We start from the raw sequence: 14031 nt of genomic DNA, 5'->3' as shown, positions 1-14031 counted from the left end.
GCAACGGCTACCGGTTGCCGGCTGAGTACGGCGTGCCCGGGTCCAAATCGAGGACCGTGCGCAGCGGCGGCAGCAGCGAATCTTCCCAGGTGGCGGTGAACTGCATGCCGGCGGGGCCGTTCAGCTGGGCCTTGGACTGGATCACCGGCCCGCGCTCGTAGAGGTACGCCGCCACGTTGAAGGCCAGTTCCACCAGTACGTTCGGGTCTACGTCCCGGAAATGCACCTGCACGTCCGGCAAGCCCAGCTGGTACATGCCCAGACTGTCCACCACCATGGCGCCTTCGTCGTTGCTGACCAGGAAGAACCGCATGTTCACCGGGCCTGCCAGCGGATGGGCGGCCTCCAGTTCGCCCGGATCGCGCCAGTGGGAGTTGTGCAGCCAGCGGATGGCCGCCGGGCCGGTCGCTCCGGCGAGCAGGTGCAACACCCGCTGGAAGGACTCGACGCGCGGCTTGGGTTCGAAACCGCTGGCCAGCACTTCCGTGACCAGGATTCGATGGCTGCAGCCGGGCACCTCCTGCTCGGCATCCGGCCAGGACCAGCTTTGGTCGGTAGGGGTGGCCTCCAGCGCTTCAGCGGAGGACATCTGCACGCTGGGAACAGCGACGCCGGTGCTCAGGTGGACGGTCTGCACCCCGGCGGAACCGTTGATGTCGAAGGAATGCTCCGCGTGCGGCAGCAGGGCCACGCCGTCGGAAAAGGTGGCGCAGGGAAATGCGGCCGCCAATCGGTTCCGGAGCTCATCGCTGAAGGTCCGGGATCGGAGCGGTACCACAGCTCTGCCGCCAAGGTGGTTTTCGCTTCCGCGGCCTGCTCGGCGTTCGCTTCCGCGGTGTCGCCGGGGTCGGCCGGGAAGGGATGCTGCGGGGAAGGCTCGCCGGAAGTCATAGTGCCAGCTTGTCAGGCCCGGGTGGACCCGCGCCAGCGCATCAGCGGGCGTCGCCGCCGTCGTCGTCGCTGTGCGAAAGACGGTTCCCGGCCTGGCCAGGATTCTTCGCGTCTTCCGCTGCCTGCTGATCTGCGACCTCGGCCCGGCTCTGCGGCGTGCCCGGGGCCGGCACGCTGCCCGCGCCACCGGGGATCTTGGACGAGACCCGGTGGATCCCGGAGCCCTCGCTGAGGTGGCTGGGGTTCTCCTTGGTGGACATGGTCAGCACCGCCACCACCAGCAGCGAGGCGATGAAAGCAATGCCGGCAGCTGTCACGCCGAGGTCCCAGCGCAGCAGGTTGCCGGAGCCGCCGGTGGCGAAGACCATGGTGAGGAAACCGGCGATCACGGCCAGCACCGCCGAAAAGATCAGCGGGCCCTTGACGGACATCCGCTTTTCGTCCGGACGCCCAGACGCGTTCTTGGCCACGATGATTCCTCCTGCTGACGGGGTAAAGCCACATCCAGTCTACCGGCCGTGGAAGTGGTGCAGGGGTGTCGGTGGCCGCCGCCACACTGGTGCCGGCCAGGCTGCGCTCCAGGCGGAATCCGTCAGCCCGCGGTGGGCTGCCGTGCGTCGTGGCGCAGGCTCAAGGCAGCGATCAGCAGCACGACGGCGATGATGATCGCCGCCCCGCCCAGCACGCCCAGCAACGCGTGCGGGCCGAGGTACGCGAAGAACGGCAGGGCAATGCCGAAGCCCACGGACACCGCGCCGGTGATCAGCCAGTCACGGGCCAGCACCGAGCCGGCGTCGCCGTGGGCGGCAGGGGAACCGGTACCGGCCACGGAGCCGTTACCGTGTGCCGGTTGTCCCTTTGCCGCGCCGGACGGCCGGTTGCTCCAGCCGAGCATCAGCTCCGCGCCGCCGGAGACCAGCAGCGCCGCAGTGGCCAGCACGGTGAACATCGGCACCGTCTGGAACACGCAGGCGAGGACGCCGGTCACGGCCAGCACGCCGGCCTGCAGGAGCAGCAGCTGGCGGTGCGCCGCGGCGGCCCGCTGGCGGGCCAGCAGCCAGACCGCCCCGCCGCTGAGCAGCAGGAAGAGCCCGCCGGCCACGGCCATCACGGTGCGGCCGGGCTCTTGCCAGAAGATGGTGATGGCGCCGAAGGCAGCGGCCACCAGGGCACGGATCAGGACCGGCTGCCAGAACGCGGCGGCCTGGGTAGTACTCGGGATCGTCACGGCTTCCAGCCTAATGCGCCCCGGTGATCATCCATGCATCGTTGCGCACCCGCCAGCCCAGCGTCGCGGCGCGCGCTGCCGTGTAGCCAAGCGCGAACGCCGCCCACAACCAGAGCAGGCCCTCGGTTCCCGTCAGCCCGGCCTGGTCCACCCACACCAGCAGCGGAGCATAGACGGCCAGATTCACGACGCCGGCGATCGCCAAATACCGTGCGTCACCTGCCCCGATCAGCACGCCGTCCAGCACGAACACGAAGCCGCAGATTGGCTGGCTCAACGCCAGCACCCAGATCGCGGCGGTGAAGGCCTGGTGCACGGCCGGGTCGGAGGTGAAGACCCAGCCGAGCACCGGAGCAACCGCGGCCAACAGCAGGCCGGTCACCGCACCGAACCCGATGCCCCAGACGATCATCCGCCGGGTCAGCGAGTGGGCCAGCGCCTTGTTCGACGCGCCCAGTTCCTTGCCGATCAGGGCCTGGGCGGCGATGGCGATGGCGTCCAGCGCGAAGGCCAGGAAGCTGTACATGGTCATCACCAGCTGATGCCCGGCCAGGCTGACCGGACCCTGCGAGGTGGCCACAAAAACGGTGGCGAGCAGCGCGATCCGCATGCTCAGGGTCCGGAGCATCAGCCAGGATCCCACGTGCGTGGTGGCCTTCAGCCCCGCCCAGGTGGGCCGCAGCGGCACGGAGTACTTGACCGCCCCGCGGTAGACGATGACCAGGTAGACCGCAGCCATGCCCCACTGCACCAGGCTGGTGCCCATCGCCGAACCGGCCACTGAAAGTCCCATGCCGTAGACCAGCAGGAAGTTCAGGCCGATGTTGACCAGGAAACCGATGCCGGCCACCAGCAGCGGGGTCTTGGTGTCCTGCAGCCCGCGCAACACACCGGTAGCCGCCAGCACAATCAGCATGCCGGGCAGCCCCGGCATTGACCAGCGCAAATAGTCCACCGCAAAGTCCTGCACTGATCCGGTGGCGCCCATCGCCGCTAGCAGATCAGGGGCGGCAAACCAGCCGGCGATGGCCATCACGACGCCGACGGCCAGCGCCAGCCAGATGCCGTCACGTCCGACGCCGTAGGCCTCCGCCAGCCGGCCCGCGCCCAGCAGTCGCGCCACCGCGGGCGTGGTGGAGTAGGCGAGGAAGATCATCAGTCCGACGACGGTCTGCACCACGGTGGCGGCCAGCCCCATGCCGGCCAGTTCCGCCACGCCAAGGTGCCCCACGATGGCCGAATCGGCCGCGAGGAACAGCGGCTCGGCGATCAGGGCCCCGAACGCGGGGATGGCCAGCGCAAGGATACTCCGGTTCAGGCCCTGTCCTTGCTGCCGTGCAGCCGTCTTCTCCGGATTCACGCCTTCAAGCTTAAGCCTCGGACTGCCCCGATGCCGGAACCTCCGACCATCACCCCGATTCCGAAACGATGAACCCTCCACCGCGAAGGCTCCTCGCTGCGGCGGCTGGCCTCATTCCCCGGCGCGGCGAGTACGGAGGGCGAGCACCGCCGTCGTACCTGCGATGGTGGCGAGCGCGGCGGTGAAGGCGACGACGCCGGTCCAGCCGAAACGGCCGAAGAAGAGGCCGCCGGCCCAGCCGAACAGGCTGGATCCTGCGTAGTAGAACAGGTTGTACAGACTCGAGGCCTGCGCCGCGCCGACCGTGGCGAGCCGGGGTGTCCAGCCGGACGCGATCGAATGGGCGGCGAAGAATCCCGCCGTGAAGAGCAGCAGCCCGAGCAGGATCAGCGGCAACGAGTCGGCCAGCGTGAGCGCCAGCCCGGCAATACTGACCACGATCCCGCCCAGCAGCACCGGCAGGCGGCCGGTCCGCACCGTCAGCCCTCCGGCCACGCGGGAACTCACGGTTCCGGCGAGATAAGCGAGGAAGACCAGTGACGCCAGCGACGCTGGCAGGAAGAACGGCGGCCCCTCCAGCCGGAAGCCGAGGTAGTTGTACACGGCCACGAAGCCGCCCATCAGCAGGAACCCCTGCGCGTACAGCGCCAGCAACGGCGCCGAGCGCAGGTTGGCCAGGATCCGCCGGCCGAGCCCGGGGCCCTGCCCGCGCAGGATGGGACGGAATCCGCGCGGGGCCGGAGCCAGCCGGACGAACAGCACCGCGGCCAGTGCGGCCGTGAGGCTTACCGCCAGCACGCCCGCGCGCCAGTCGACCCACTCCCCCGCCGGTCCGGCGATCAGGCGCCCGGCCAAGCCTCCGACGGTGGTGCCCGCGACGTAGGTGCCGGCGGCTACCGCCGCGTGCAGCCGCTGCACTTCCTCATTCAGATAGACCAGTGCGACGGCGGGGATCCCGCCCAGGGCGGCGCCCTCCAGGAAGCGCATCACCAGCAGGGCCGGGAAGTTCGGCGCCAGCGGCAGCAGCAGGCCCAGCACCACGGCGGCGCTGATCGCCCAGGTCATGGTGCGCTTGCGGCCGGCGCGGTCCGCCACCGCCGACCAAGGAATCACTGCGAGCGCCAGGCCGAGGGTGGCGGCGGAGAGGCTGAGAGCCGCGTCGGCCGGGCTGACCGTGAAGCTCCGGGCGATGCCAGGAAGGACAGCCTGAACGGAGTACAACTGGGCGAAGGTGGCGAAACCGGCGAACAAGAGGGCCAGCAGCATGTTGCGGTAGCCCCGGCTGCCTTTCGGGTGGCCCGCCCAGGGTTGCTCCGCACTACTCACGGATCCGATGCTATGCCCGAAGCCACCGCCGGCCGGAATTGCGTGGCCGCCGCTGGTGCCGCCGAGGTCCGGCGTCGGGCGGCCGGCGCTGGCGCCGCCGGGTTCGGGCTTCTGACCTCCTCAGTCCCTGCCGCGGCGCAGCAGTTGCCCGCGGGGGACGTCATCGGTGACCGGGGCGCCGCCCAGGAAAGTGCGCCGGATGACCCCCGTCAGGGTCTTGCCGTCGTAGGGGCAGACCGGGTTCTTGTGCTTCAGCGCTGCCGCGTCCACGACAAAGTCCTCCTTGTCGGCGAAGAGGGCGAAATCGGCGTCCGCACCGACTTCGATTCGGCCCTTCTTCGCCAAGTCCGCGATGGCGGCCGGCCGGGCGGACATCCAGTCCACCACCCATTCCAGTGCAACGCCGCGCTGGCGCGCCTCGGTCCAGACCAGCGGCAGGCCAAGTTGCAGCGAGGCGACCCCGCCCCACGCAGTACCGAAGTCGCCGTGCTCCAAGTCCTTCAGGTCCACGGGGCTGGGCGAGTGGTCGGAGACCACGCAGTCGATTGTCCCGCCCACCAAGCCGGCCCAGAGCAGCTCACGGTTGGCTTCCTCGCGGATGGGCGGACAGCATTTGAACGGGGTGGCTCCGTCCGGGATGTCTTCGGCCGTCAGCGTCAGGTAGTGCGGGCAGGTCTCGACGGTGAGCCGGATGCCGGCGGCCTTGGCCTCGGCGATCTCCGCCAGCGCTTCGGCAGAGGACAAATGCACAATGTGGACGCGTGCACCGGTACTGCGGGCCTGATTGATCACGTCCGCTATCGCCGCGGTTTCCGCGCTGCCCGGCCGCGAGGCCAGAAAGGACGCATAGCTGGTCCCGGCAGGTTGCGGCGCCCGGTCGATGGTCGCCGCATCCTCGGCGTGCACCAGCATCAGCGAGCCGAAGGCTGCCAGTTCGGCCAGGTCCTTCTCCAGCTCCGCCGGATCCAGCGGCGGGAACTCGTCCACTCCGGAATGGATTAGGAAGCACTTAAAGCCGAAGACTCCGGCGTCGTGGAGCGGTCGCAGGTCTGTGCTGTTCCTTGGCACCGCGCCGCCCCAGAAACCAACGTCGACGAAGGCCTGGTCGACGGCGGCAGCCCGTTTCTCCTCCAAAGCGAGTACGTTCACGGTGGGCGGGATGCTGTTCAGCGGCATGTCCAGGATGGTGGTCACCCCTCCGGCCGCCGCCGCGCGGGTGGCCGAGGCGAACCCTTCCCACTCGGTGCGCCCCGGCTCATTGACGTGGACGTGCGTGTCCACCAGGCCGGGGATTAACGTCTCGTCGGCTTGCAGTTCCAGGGTCCTGGCGCCCCGCAGCCCTGCGCCCAGGGGTGCAATTGCCACGATGGTCCCGGCCTGGACGCCGATCTCCCGTGGCCCTGTTCCGTCAGGAGTCATGACCCGGCCGCCCCGGACCACCAGGTCGTAGGCCTGTTGCGCTTCCTTCGTCAACGGACTTGCTCCTGTCTCGAACTCCGGCCTTAGAGCATGATCTGCCGGTTGACATCCTTGTACAGCAGGTAACGGAAATTGGACGGCCCGCCCGCGTAGCAAGCCTGCGGGCAGAAGGCCCGGAGCGACAGGTAGTCGCCTTCCTGCACCTCCACCCAGTCGCCGTTGAGCCGGTACACCCCCTTGCCTTCGAGCACGTACAGACCGTGTTCCATCACGTGCGTTTCAGTGAAGGGGATCGAACCGCCCGGCTCGAACGTGACCACGTTGACGTGCATGTCGTAGCCCAGTTCATCGACGGGCAGCATCCGAGTGGTGAGCCATCTGTTCTCCGTATCCGGCATCGGCACGGGTTCAAGATCCTGCTCGTTGCCGAAGACCGGCTTCGCGCTATGGCCCTCCAGCGGCTGGTAGGCCTTGCGGATCCACTGGAACTGCACGGGCGCATCGCCGTCGTTCTTGACCGCCCATGGGGCACCCGCCGGGGCGTAGGCAAATCCACCCGGCAGCAGCTGGCGACGCTCGCCGTCGATGGTCACGGACAGCTCGCCGCTGAGCACGAAGATGAACCCCTGCACGGTCGGCTGCTCTTCCGGACGCTCCGATCCACCGCCGGGGTCTACTTCCATCAGGTACTGCGCGAACGTGCTGGCTCCTCCCGGGACCGGTCGGCTGAGGATCCAGGCGCGGGTGCCGGCCCAGCCGGGCAGCATGCTGGTAACGATGTCGCGGAGCACGCCGCGAGGTATGACCGTGTAGGCCTCGGTCACGATGGCCCGGTCGGTGAGCAGGGCGGTTTGCGGCGGCAGGCCGGCCGGATTCGCGTAGTAGTGCGGCATGGTCATGGTGTTTCCTCCGGCGCAGAGGCTCTGGGCGGGTATGCCAGCGTTCGAAGCCGTGCCACGGAGAGGTCCGCCAGCTGAAGGATCTCGGCCTCTTCCACCGCGCCGCAGGTCAGCGCCCGGTCGAGGAAGCGGGCCAGGGCGCAAACGGTGGCGGGTTCATCCAGAACTGTGCCGTCGATCCCCTGCAGGTAGTTCCTCAGCCGCGAGGCCGCGGACTGCAGCCCGTCGCGGTAGAAGGCATAGGTGACTAGGAAACGGGTGGGCAACTGGGCGGGGTGCAGGTCCCAGCCCTGATAGATGCCGCGTTCCAGGTGCCGGCGGACCAGCCTGGCGTGCAACGCCCATGCCGTCCTGACGTTTGCGGGTTCGCCGACCGGAAGGATGTTCGTCGAACCATCGGAGAGGCGGACGCCGGTTCCTGCCACGGCAACCTGCATCACGCTCTTGGCGTGGTCGGCCGCCGGATGCTCCATCGATTGGTAGGCAGCGGCGATTCCCAGCGAGGCGCTGTAGTCGTAGGTTCCGTAGTGCAGGCCCGACACCCGTCCGGCGCCCTCGTGGATCAGCCGGGCCACGGGAACGGTGCCGTTCGCGGCGAGGATCAGCTGGGGCGTCTCCACCTGGACTTCAAAGCGCACCCGCCCCGTGGTGAAACCGTGTGCGCGCTCCAGTTGCTCGCAGGCGTACACCATGGCCCGGACCTGGTCAACGGTACTGACCTTGGGCAGGGTCAGCACCAGCCCATCGGGCAGGCCGCGTCCGGCAGCATGCTCGGCCAGGGCCGCGATGAACAGGTCCAGCGTGCGCAGCCCGCGGGCGCGGGTGGCCGCCTCCAAGCACTTGAACCGGACGCCGATAAACGGAGGCGCCGTCCCGTCTGCAGCGGTTCGGGCCACCAGCTCGCCGGCCCGCACCGCCGCGGCGTCTTCCTCCTCGTCGTCACGGTTGCCGTAGCCGTCCTCGAAGTCCACGCGCAGGTCTTCGATCGGTTCAGTCTCCAGTTTGCGCCGGACGAGTTCGGCCAGCTGTTCCGGCTCCCCCAGTTCCAGCGAAACCGCCAGCTGTTCCAGGCCGCCGTGCGCTTTGGCCGCTGCCAGCGCCTCGGAGCCCCACGTCGCAGGCACATCTGGAACGTATGCGTCGGCGGGAATATAGACAGTGTGGACAGGCTGGCGCCCCGCGGTCTCGCCCGGGTAATGGGTGGCGAGAAGGCGGTCGGTGGCACCCAGCTCGGCGTCGATCCAAGCCAGCGCGTCCGCCCCCAGGGCCAAGCGGCGGGTCATCAGTCCACCAGCTCATAGGCCGGCAGGGTCAGGAAGTCCACGAACTCCGAACCGGTTGCCAGTTCGAGGATCAGCCGGCTGGCCGGCAGGTAGTGGCGCTCAAAGGTCTCCGGATCGACTTCCCCGCGCAGCCGCTCGGTTTCTTCGGCCAGCAGCTTCTCCACCAGTTCGCTGCTGACCGTGTTTGCGGTGTCGGCCAGCACCACCTTGTTATGCAGCTGCTGCCAGATCTGGGAACGCGAGATCTCGGCGGTAGCGGCGTCTTCCATCAGGTTGTGGATCGCCACCGCTCCGTTGCCGGACAGCCAGACGGCGGTGTAGGCCACTGCCACGTAGAGGTTCAGCCGCAGGCCGGCCTCGGTGACCTCGCCACCCGCGGACGGAATGTCCAGCAGCTGGTCCGGCGTGACCTGCACGTCCTCGCGCAGCCGGTCCAGCTGGTTCGGTTTGTCGCCCAGCACGGCGTCGAACTCTTCCTGGCAGATCGGCACCAGATCGGGGTGCGCCACCCAAGAGCCGTCGAAACCGTCGTCGGCCTCCCGGGTCTTGTCCGCGCGGACCTTCTCCACCGCCTGTGCGGTAATGTCCGGTTCGCGCCGGTTGGGGATGAAAGCGGCCATCCCGCCCATCGCGAAAGCGCCACGGCGGTGGCAGGTCTTGACCAGCAGCTCGGTGTAGGCCCGCATGAACGGCGCCGTCATGGACACAGTCGCGCGGTCCGGCAGCACAAAGTCCGCGCCCGCGTCGCGGAAGTACTTGATGATGCTGAACAGGTAGTCCCAGCGGCCGGCGTTCAAGCCGGAGGCATGGTCGCGTAGTTCAAAGAGGATTTCCTCCATCTGGAACGCCGCCGGGATGGTCTCGATCAGCACGGTGGCCCGCACGGTCCCCCGCGGGATGCCCAGCGCGTCCTGCGCGGCGATGAACACCTCGTTCCAAAGCCGAGCCTCGAGATAGCTCTCCATCTTGGGCAGGTAGTAGAACGGTCCCTGCCCGGTGGAAGCCAGATGGTCTGCGTTGTGGAAAAAGTGCAGACCGAAGTCCACCAGCGCGCCGATGGTGGGGGCGCCGTCGAGCGTCAGGTGCTTTTCCGGCAGGTGCCAACCGCGCGGGCGGACCACCACGGTGGCCAGCGGTGCGTCGGTGCGCAGCCTGTACTCTTTGCCCTCGGCGGAGGTGTGAGACAGCTCGCCCCGGGCGGCACCGTAGAGGTTGAGCTGGGCATCAATCACGTTGTGCCAGGTCGGCGCGCAGGCATCTTCCAAGTCCGCCAGCCAGACTTTGGCCCCCGAGTTCAGCGCGTTGATCGCCATCTTGGCCGGCGACGCCGGCCCGGTCATCTCCACCCTGCGGTCCTGCAATGCCGCGGGGGCCGCGGCGACGCGCCAGTCGCCGGTGCGAACGTGCTCGGTTTCCGGCAGGAAATCCAGCCTGCCGGATTGCGCTGCGTCGCGGCGCCGCTCGGCACGCTCGGCCAGCAGGGCGTCCCTGGCGCCGGCGAACTTGCGGTGCAGCTCTTCGATGAAGGACAGCGCCTCCGGCATGAGGATCTCCTCGGCGCCGGCAACAGGCGGCTGGTTCGTTATCGCGATGGTCATCGTGTTCCTCCCTGGGTCGGCCTGGGCCGCGCCGCCGTCATGGCTAGCAGAATGCCGGTACGTCGGCCCAAATCTTGTGGCTGGTCGGACTTCCCTCGCGCTGGATGCTGGCTTCGATCAGCCCGTACGGCCGGTCGGCGGCGAAGAACACCTCGTTCGGGTTGTCCAAGCCGAACGGCTGCAGGTCCACGGCGAAGTGGTGCTTGTTGGGCAACGACATCCTGATCTCCTCGATCACCGGCTGCGCTTCCAAAACCAGCTTCCCCATCTGGAACATGGTCTGCTGCAGGCCCAGCGAATGGGTTTCGGCGAAGCCCTTGAGCAGCAGCGAGCGGACACTGGCGTAGACCGCATCGAAGTCCACTTCCGTGGTTCGATAGCGCCAGCGCGCCGTGACGTCGGTGGCCAGGATGCGGTCGGTGGTGTCCTGCAGCGTGGTGTATCTGTCCCGTGGGAAACCGTGGAACTCGCTGCCGGTGGACTTCAGGACCGTCAGGTCCTGAATACCGGCCACCACGGTGGCCCCCGTTTCGGACATCCCGACGACGGCGGTGCGCACCTCGCTCTTATTGCGCGAGAAGGCGTGGTCATGGTCGTTGATCCGGTCCCAGAAATACTGCTCGACTGCCCAACGCCCTCCGGTGACCCAGTCGAACCGGCCGGTGAAATACCGTCCCAGCTGGAGCAGGAATTCCTCGGGGGTTCCCACCCCGCCCCGGGCCAGTGCGTAAATGGTGTTCTTCTGGGTGTCCGTGGCGACCACGTGCGCATTGTCGCCGGCGATGTGTGCTTGCTCGAAGTCTCCGCGCAGCTGGGACGTGACGTTGAGATCCTGAATCTGGTGCCGGTCGGTGTCCCGGGTAATTTTGACCAGGCGGACTTCTGCCTTGCCGTACTGGTTTCGTCCCAGGACCACCCGGGTGGACGCCCCGCTGTTGGCTGGTGTGCTCATCCTAGCTAGCTCCCTCGGTAGGTTGAGTAAGCAAACGGACTAATCAGAAGCGGCACGTGGTAGTGCTGGGCCGGGTCCTTGATCTCGAAGGACAACTCCACGGACGGAAAGAAAGTCTCGGTTCCCGTCGCCGCGAAGTACGGTCCCGTCTCGAACCTGATCCGGTAGACCCCGGCGTCGACTGCCTCGGGGCCCAGGTTCTTGATCCGGCCGTCGCTGTCGGTCCGTCCGGAGGCAACTTCCTGCCAGCCGGACGCCGACTGGGCTTCCAGCACGGCTTTGACACCGGAGGCGGGTTTGCCGATGCCGGTGTCGAGGACGTGGGTGGTGATATGGCTGACGTTCACTGTTCGATCGCTCCCTCCAGCCGCAGGAGGGCGATCTCGCGCAGTTGCTGGCCGACCACCGCGAGCTCCTCTTCCGGCGAGTTGTCCAACCGGCTGTTGAGCTGCTTGAGGATTTCCTCCGTGCTGCGGCCCGCCGCGCGGATCAGGAAGACCCGCCCAAACTTCTCCTCGTAGGCGAGGTTCTGCCGGCGCAATTCTGCTTGTACTGCGTCATCCCGCGACACCCCGGCCTGTTCAGCGCGGGACATGTCCGCCTCGGCGCTGGCCCCCTCGGCCCGTTCGCCAATGCGCGGATGCCGAGCCAGCGCAGCGTCGATTTCCGCCTCGCTCCACGGCTCCGCCGCGCTTGCCGCGGCGGCCAGCAACTCCTCTTTGCCAGAGAACGGGCGGGCAGCCACCAACTCCGACACCCAGCGGGCAATGTCTACGCAGGGACTCAACAGCGCCGCAGCCTCGGGAGCCGGGAGGGAGTTGAAGGACGATAACTTCATGGCAGGCGTCAGCTCTTTCGTCAGTTTCCACCCCAGCGCTGAACACCCTTGACCATCGCCCAAAAGCGACTTGATTCGATGTTTATAAAAGGTGGAACTCGTCAGGTGCGCCTCAGTCTAGGCCAAGCCGCCACCCTTGTGAATATCACTGACGCGGCACGTGCCGCTGCGTCGGCTGGCCGAGACTTGTCCAAGCTCTGCTGGGCCGAAACCGTTCCTGTTAGACCGCCACGACGGAGACTTTCTGGGACGCTCTGAGCAAGCGCTAACCGACCTCCACATGGTCTGCGCCAACTGGTCCAGTCGGCACCACTACAGCGAACTGCTTCCGGTGACATATTCACGGTTAGCGGCGACGAACAACGCGAACTTCAATGAACGCAAAACCTTCCGGGCACCCCACGCGATTAACCCGGATTCGTAGTCGGGATTTGGGCGGTCATAGTATTGCTCGCCTCCCGGGAAACGAACGGAAGCACCAACCCATGAGCGTTCTGCAAGAGGTGCTGGCGCGCTTTCGGATATCTTCAGAATCCTTGGGATTCGCTGGCACAGTTGCCTGTTGAAGGTTCAACTGGCTGGCTATGGGTGTTTACTTATGCGTTGCGTGTGGATGCGGCTCTGAAGATCTGGTTCTGAGTCATCCGGTAGCGGAGGCCGTCGGGCAGTTCCTGCGGCGTGACCCACACCTGGTGTCCCTGGGACGCTTCAAACATTTGGCGCGGGCCGTTGGCGTCCGCGGCGATCCAGAGTACGGAAGAGTCGGGCATGGCGTCTTCGACGAAGCCGGTTCTGATGACTTGGCCGTCGTGCCGGATTTCTACCAGTGCGTTGATCAGCAGGCTCCATGCGCCGTGTTTGCTGGGCGTTGCCCGGCTGAGTGTCAAGTGGCTCACGGGGGCGTGAGCAGCAGCGGCTGCGCCCGTTTGGGCCGGCAGCCGCCGCTGTCGGGGGGCCAGAGGTGCGGCTGTGGACCGCTGGCCCGATGCGGCGCCTTCGGATTGTCGCCTGTGATCTCTCACGACCAAAATTCCTCGTCAGCACTTATGGCCCAGGAACGCGCCCTGGCCACGTCGTTCCTGATCTGGGTTACCAGTTCATCGGTTCCGTGGAATCTGCGCTGGGGTCGTATATAAAGGTGCAGAGTCACCATAACGATGCGACCGTACAAGTCGCCGGTGTAGTCCAGAAGGTGAGCTTCCAGCAGGCGCGTCCCTTTGCGGTAATACGTCGGGCGGCGCCCCACCGAGACAGCGGCAGCATATGTCTCGCCGAGCCCTTCCGGCCCAAGGCAGACAGTGCCCGCCCAGACACCGTCCCGGACCTTCGCGTTCGGCACGGAGATGTTGGCCGTGGGATAACCAAGCTCCCGGCCGCGGGCATCACCATGCTCCACTGCGCCTTCAAGCCGGACGGCGGCGCCGATTTGAGGCACAACGACGGCGCCCGGCAGTTGGTGACTACCGACGGAAGAGGCGCTCACTTCGGTAATGGCTTTCATTGACTCACTCGCTGATCTAGCTGTTTTATGTTGGCCCGTGGCTGTGGTGCCGGGACGGTAGCGGGGCAATGGCCGGTTGCGTCGAGCACTTCGTCCAGCCAGGAGACCCGATTAGTAAAGCGCTTCGCCTTGTGCGGAGCAGTCCACCGGTATGAATCGTGTTCCCAGTTGGTTCTTAATCGTCGGCGAGAGGTCAGGGCAGTAAAGGTGTGAACCAGCCAGGGAGCTCCCGAGCCATCGGTGACCACCAGAACCGGTCCCTGCCGGAGGTCCAGGAGGTCTTTGGCCTGCAGCCCGGTTTCTTCAAATAACTCTTCAAGAGCCTGCTGTTCGGGCGTTGCCCCGGCTTCCATAAATCCCGTGATGCAGTGCCAAAGGCCACTGTCATGGCCAACCTGACGGCTCCTTCTGAACAGGGCAATCCTGCCCCGCCATTCGACCACGGCAGCGACGACGACGTGAGCCGCAGGGAGGCCATTTTCAGCGTCAGAGGAAAACCTGACACCAGGAGACCGGTTGATCGTGCTCATTTCCTCTCCTCACACTGGGAACGGTGCCTTGGCGGTAAACCGGGCAGGCGTTCGGTCGGCCGAGTGGTGCAAGGCTGGCCCTTCGCATTGCCGATCGCGACCGGCGCCTGAGCGGTCGAGGCCACTCACACTTTCGCAAGTGCGCTCCGCCCTTTTCTTGAGTGAGAAGGGCGGAGCCACACCCGCGAACGCGCGAGCTCTCGTAC

15 protein-coding genes are annotated in these 14031 nt (G+C 66.9%); all 15 read right to left on the bottom strand.

Going from position 1 to position 14031, the window contains the following annotated elements; all coding sequences use genetic code 11:
* Positions 1-7: 7 nt before the first annotated feature.
* The 15 genes from AC5RW2_RS17730 to AC5RW2_RS17660 all read right to left on the bottom strand — a co-directional run bounded on the left by AC5RW2_RS17730 (position 8) and on the right by AC5RW2_RS17660 (position 13825).
* Positions 8-730 (bottom strand): DUF4261 domain-containing protein, encoded by a 723-nt coding sequence (locus tag AC5RW2_RS17730; protein WP_493962713.1) that lies wholly within the window; start codon positions 728-730, stop codon positions 8-10.
* Between the two features lie 202 nt (positions 731-932).
* Positions 933-1361, bottom strand: coding sequence for a hypothetical protein (locus tag AC5RW2_RS17725; protein WP_493951522.1), 429 nt, complete (start codon positions 1359-1361; stop codon positions 933-935).
* A 122-nt stretch (positions 1362-1483) separates the two neighbouring features.
* Positions 1484-2119, bottom strand: coding sequence for a hypothetical protein (locus tag AC5RW2_RS17720; RefSeq protein ID WP_493962714.1), 636 nt, complete (start codon positions 2117-2119; stop codon positions 1484-1486).
* 10 nt (positions 2120-2129) lie between these two features.
* Positions 2130-3479, bottom strand: coding sequence for an MATE family efflux transporter (locus tag AC5RW2_RS17715; RefSeq protein WP_493962715.1), 1350 nt, complete (start codon positions 3477-3479; stop codon positions 2130-2132).
* A 111-nt stretch (positions 3480-3590) separates the two neighbouring features.
* Complete coding sequence (locus AC5RW2_RS17710; protein ID WP_493962810.1) at positions 3591-4745, bottom strand: MFS transporter; 1155 nt, start codon at positions 4743-4745, stop codon at positions 3591-3593.
* A gap of 180 nt (positions 4746-4925) precedes the next feature.
* Complete coding sequence (gene allB / locus AC5RW2_RS17705) at positions 4926-6224, bottom strand: allantoinase AllB (RefSeq protein ID WP_493962811.1); 1299 nt, start codon at positions 6222-6224, stop codon at positions 4926-4928.
* 83 nt (positions 6225-6307) lie between these two features.
* On the bottom strand, positions 6308-7123 hold the full coding sequence (locus AC5RW2_RS17700; RefSeq protein WP_493962716.1) for a bifunctional allantoicase/(S)-ureidoglycine aminohydrolase: 816 nt from the start codon (positions 7121-7123) through the stop codon (positions 6308-6310).
* Entirely contained in the window at positions 7120-8406 is a 1287-nt protein-coding gene (locus AC5RW2_RS17695) for a DUF6986 family protein (protein WP_493962717.1), read from the bottom strand. The genes AC5RW2_RS17700 and AC5RW2_RS17695 overlap by 4 nt, the downstream gene beginning before the upstream one ends.
* Positions 8406-10004: a malate synthase A gene (gene aceB, locus AC5RW2_RS17690; protein WP_493962718.1), complete on the bottom strand. Its 1599-nt coding sequence runs from the start codon at positions 10002-10004 to the stop codon at positions 8406-8408. Before aceB ends, AC5RW2_RS17695 begins: the two co-directional genes overlap by 1 nt.
* A gap of 43 nt (positions 10005-10047) precedes the next feature.
* Positions 10048-10956: a factor-independent urate hydroxylase gene (gene pucL / locus AC5RW2_RS17685; RefSeq protein ID WP_493962719.1), complete on the bottom strand. Its 909-nt coding sequence runs from the start codon at positions 10954-10956 to the stop codon at positions 10048-10050.
* A gap of 5 nt (positions 10957-10961) precedes the next feature.
* On the bottom strand, positions 10962-11303 hold the full coding sequence (gene uraH, locus AC5RW2_RS17680; RefSeq protein WP_493962720.1) for a hydroxyisourate hydrolase: 342 nt from the start codon (positions 11301-11303) through the stop codon (positions 10962-10964).
* The gene (gene uraD / locus AC5RW2_RS17675; RefSeq protein WP_493962721.1) at positions 11300-11794 is read right to left on the bottom strand and encodes a 2-oxo-4-hydroxy-4-carboxy-5-ureidoimidazoline decarboxylase; all 495 of its coding nucleotides are present in this window, start codon (positions 11792-11794) and stop codon (positions 11300-11302) included. The genes uraH and uraD overlap by 4 nt, the downstream gene beginning before the upstream one ends.
* 596 nt (positions 11795-12390) lie before the next feature.
* Positions 12391-12690: a hypothetical protein gene (locus tag AC5RW2_RS17670; protein WP_493962722.1), complete on the bottom strand. Its 300-nt coding sequence runs from the start codon at positions 12688-12690 to the stop codon at positions 12391-12393.
* A gap of 122 nt (positions 12691-12812) precedes the next feature.
* On the bottom strand, positions 12813-13295 hold the full coding sequence (locus AC5RW2_RS17665; RefSeq protein ID WP_493962723.1) for a riboflavin kinase: 483 nt from the start codon (positions 13293-13295) through the stop codon (positions 12813-12815).
* Positions 13292-13825, bottom strand: a complete 534-nt coding sequence (locus AC5RW2_RS17660) for an NUDIX domain-containing protein (protein WP_493962724.1) — start codon at positions 13823-13825, stop codon at positions 13292-13294. Before AC5RW2_RS17660 ends, AC5RW2_RS17665 begins: the two co-directional genes overlap by 4 nt.
* Positions 13826-14031 lie beyond the last annotated feature (206 nt).

The sequence above is a fragment of the Arthrobacter sp. B0316-1-20 genome (assembly GCF_059091865.1).
Note: the sequence above shows the minus strand (reverse complement) of the source record. Positions and strands in the feature narration are given on the sequence as shown.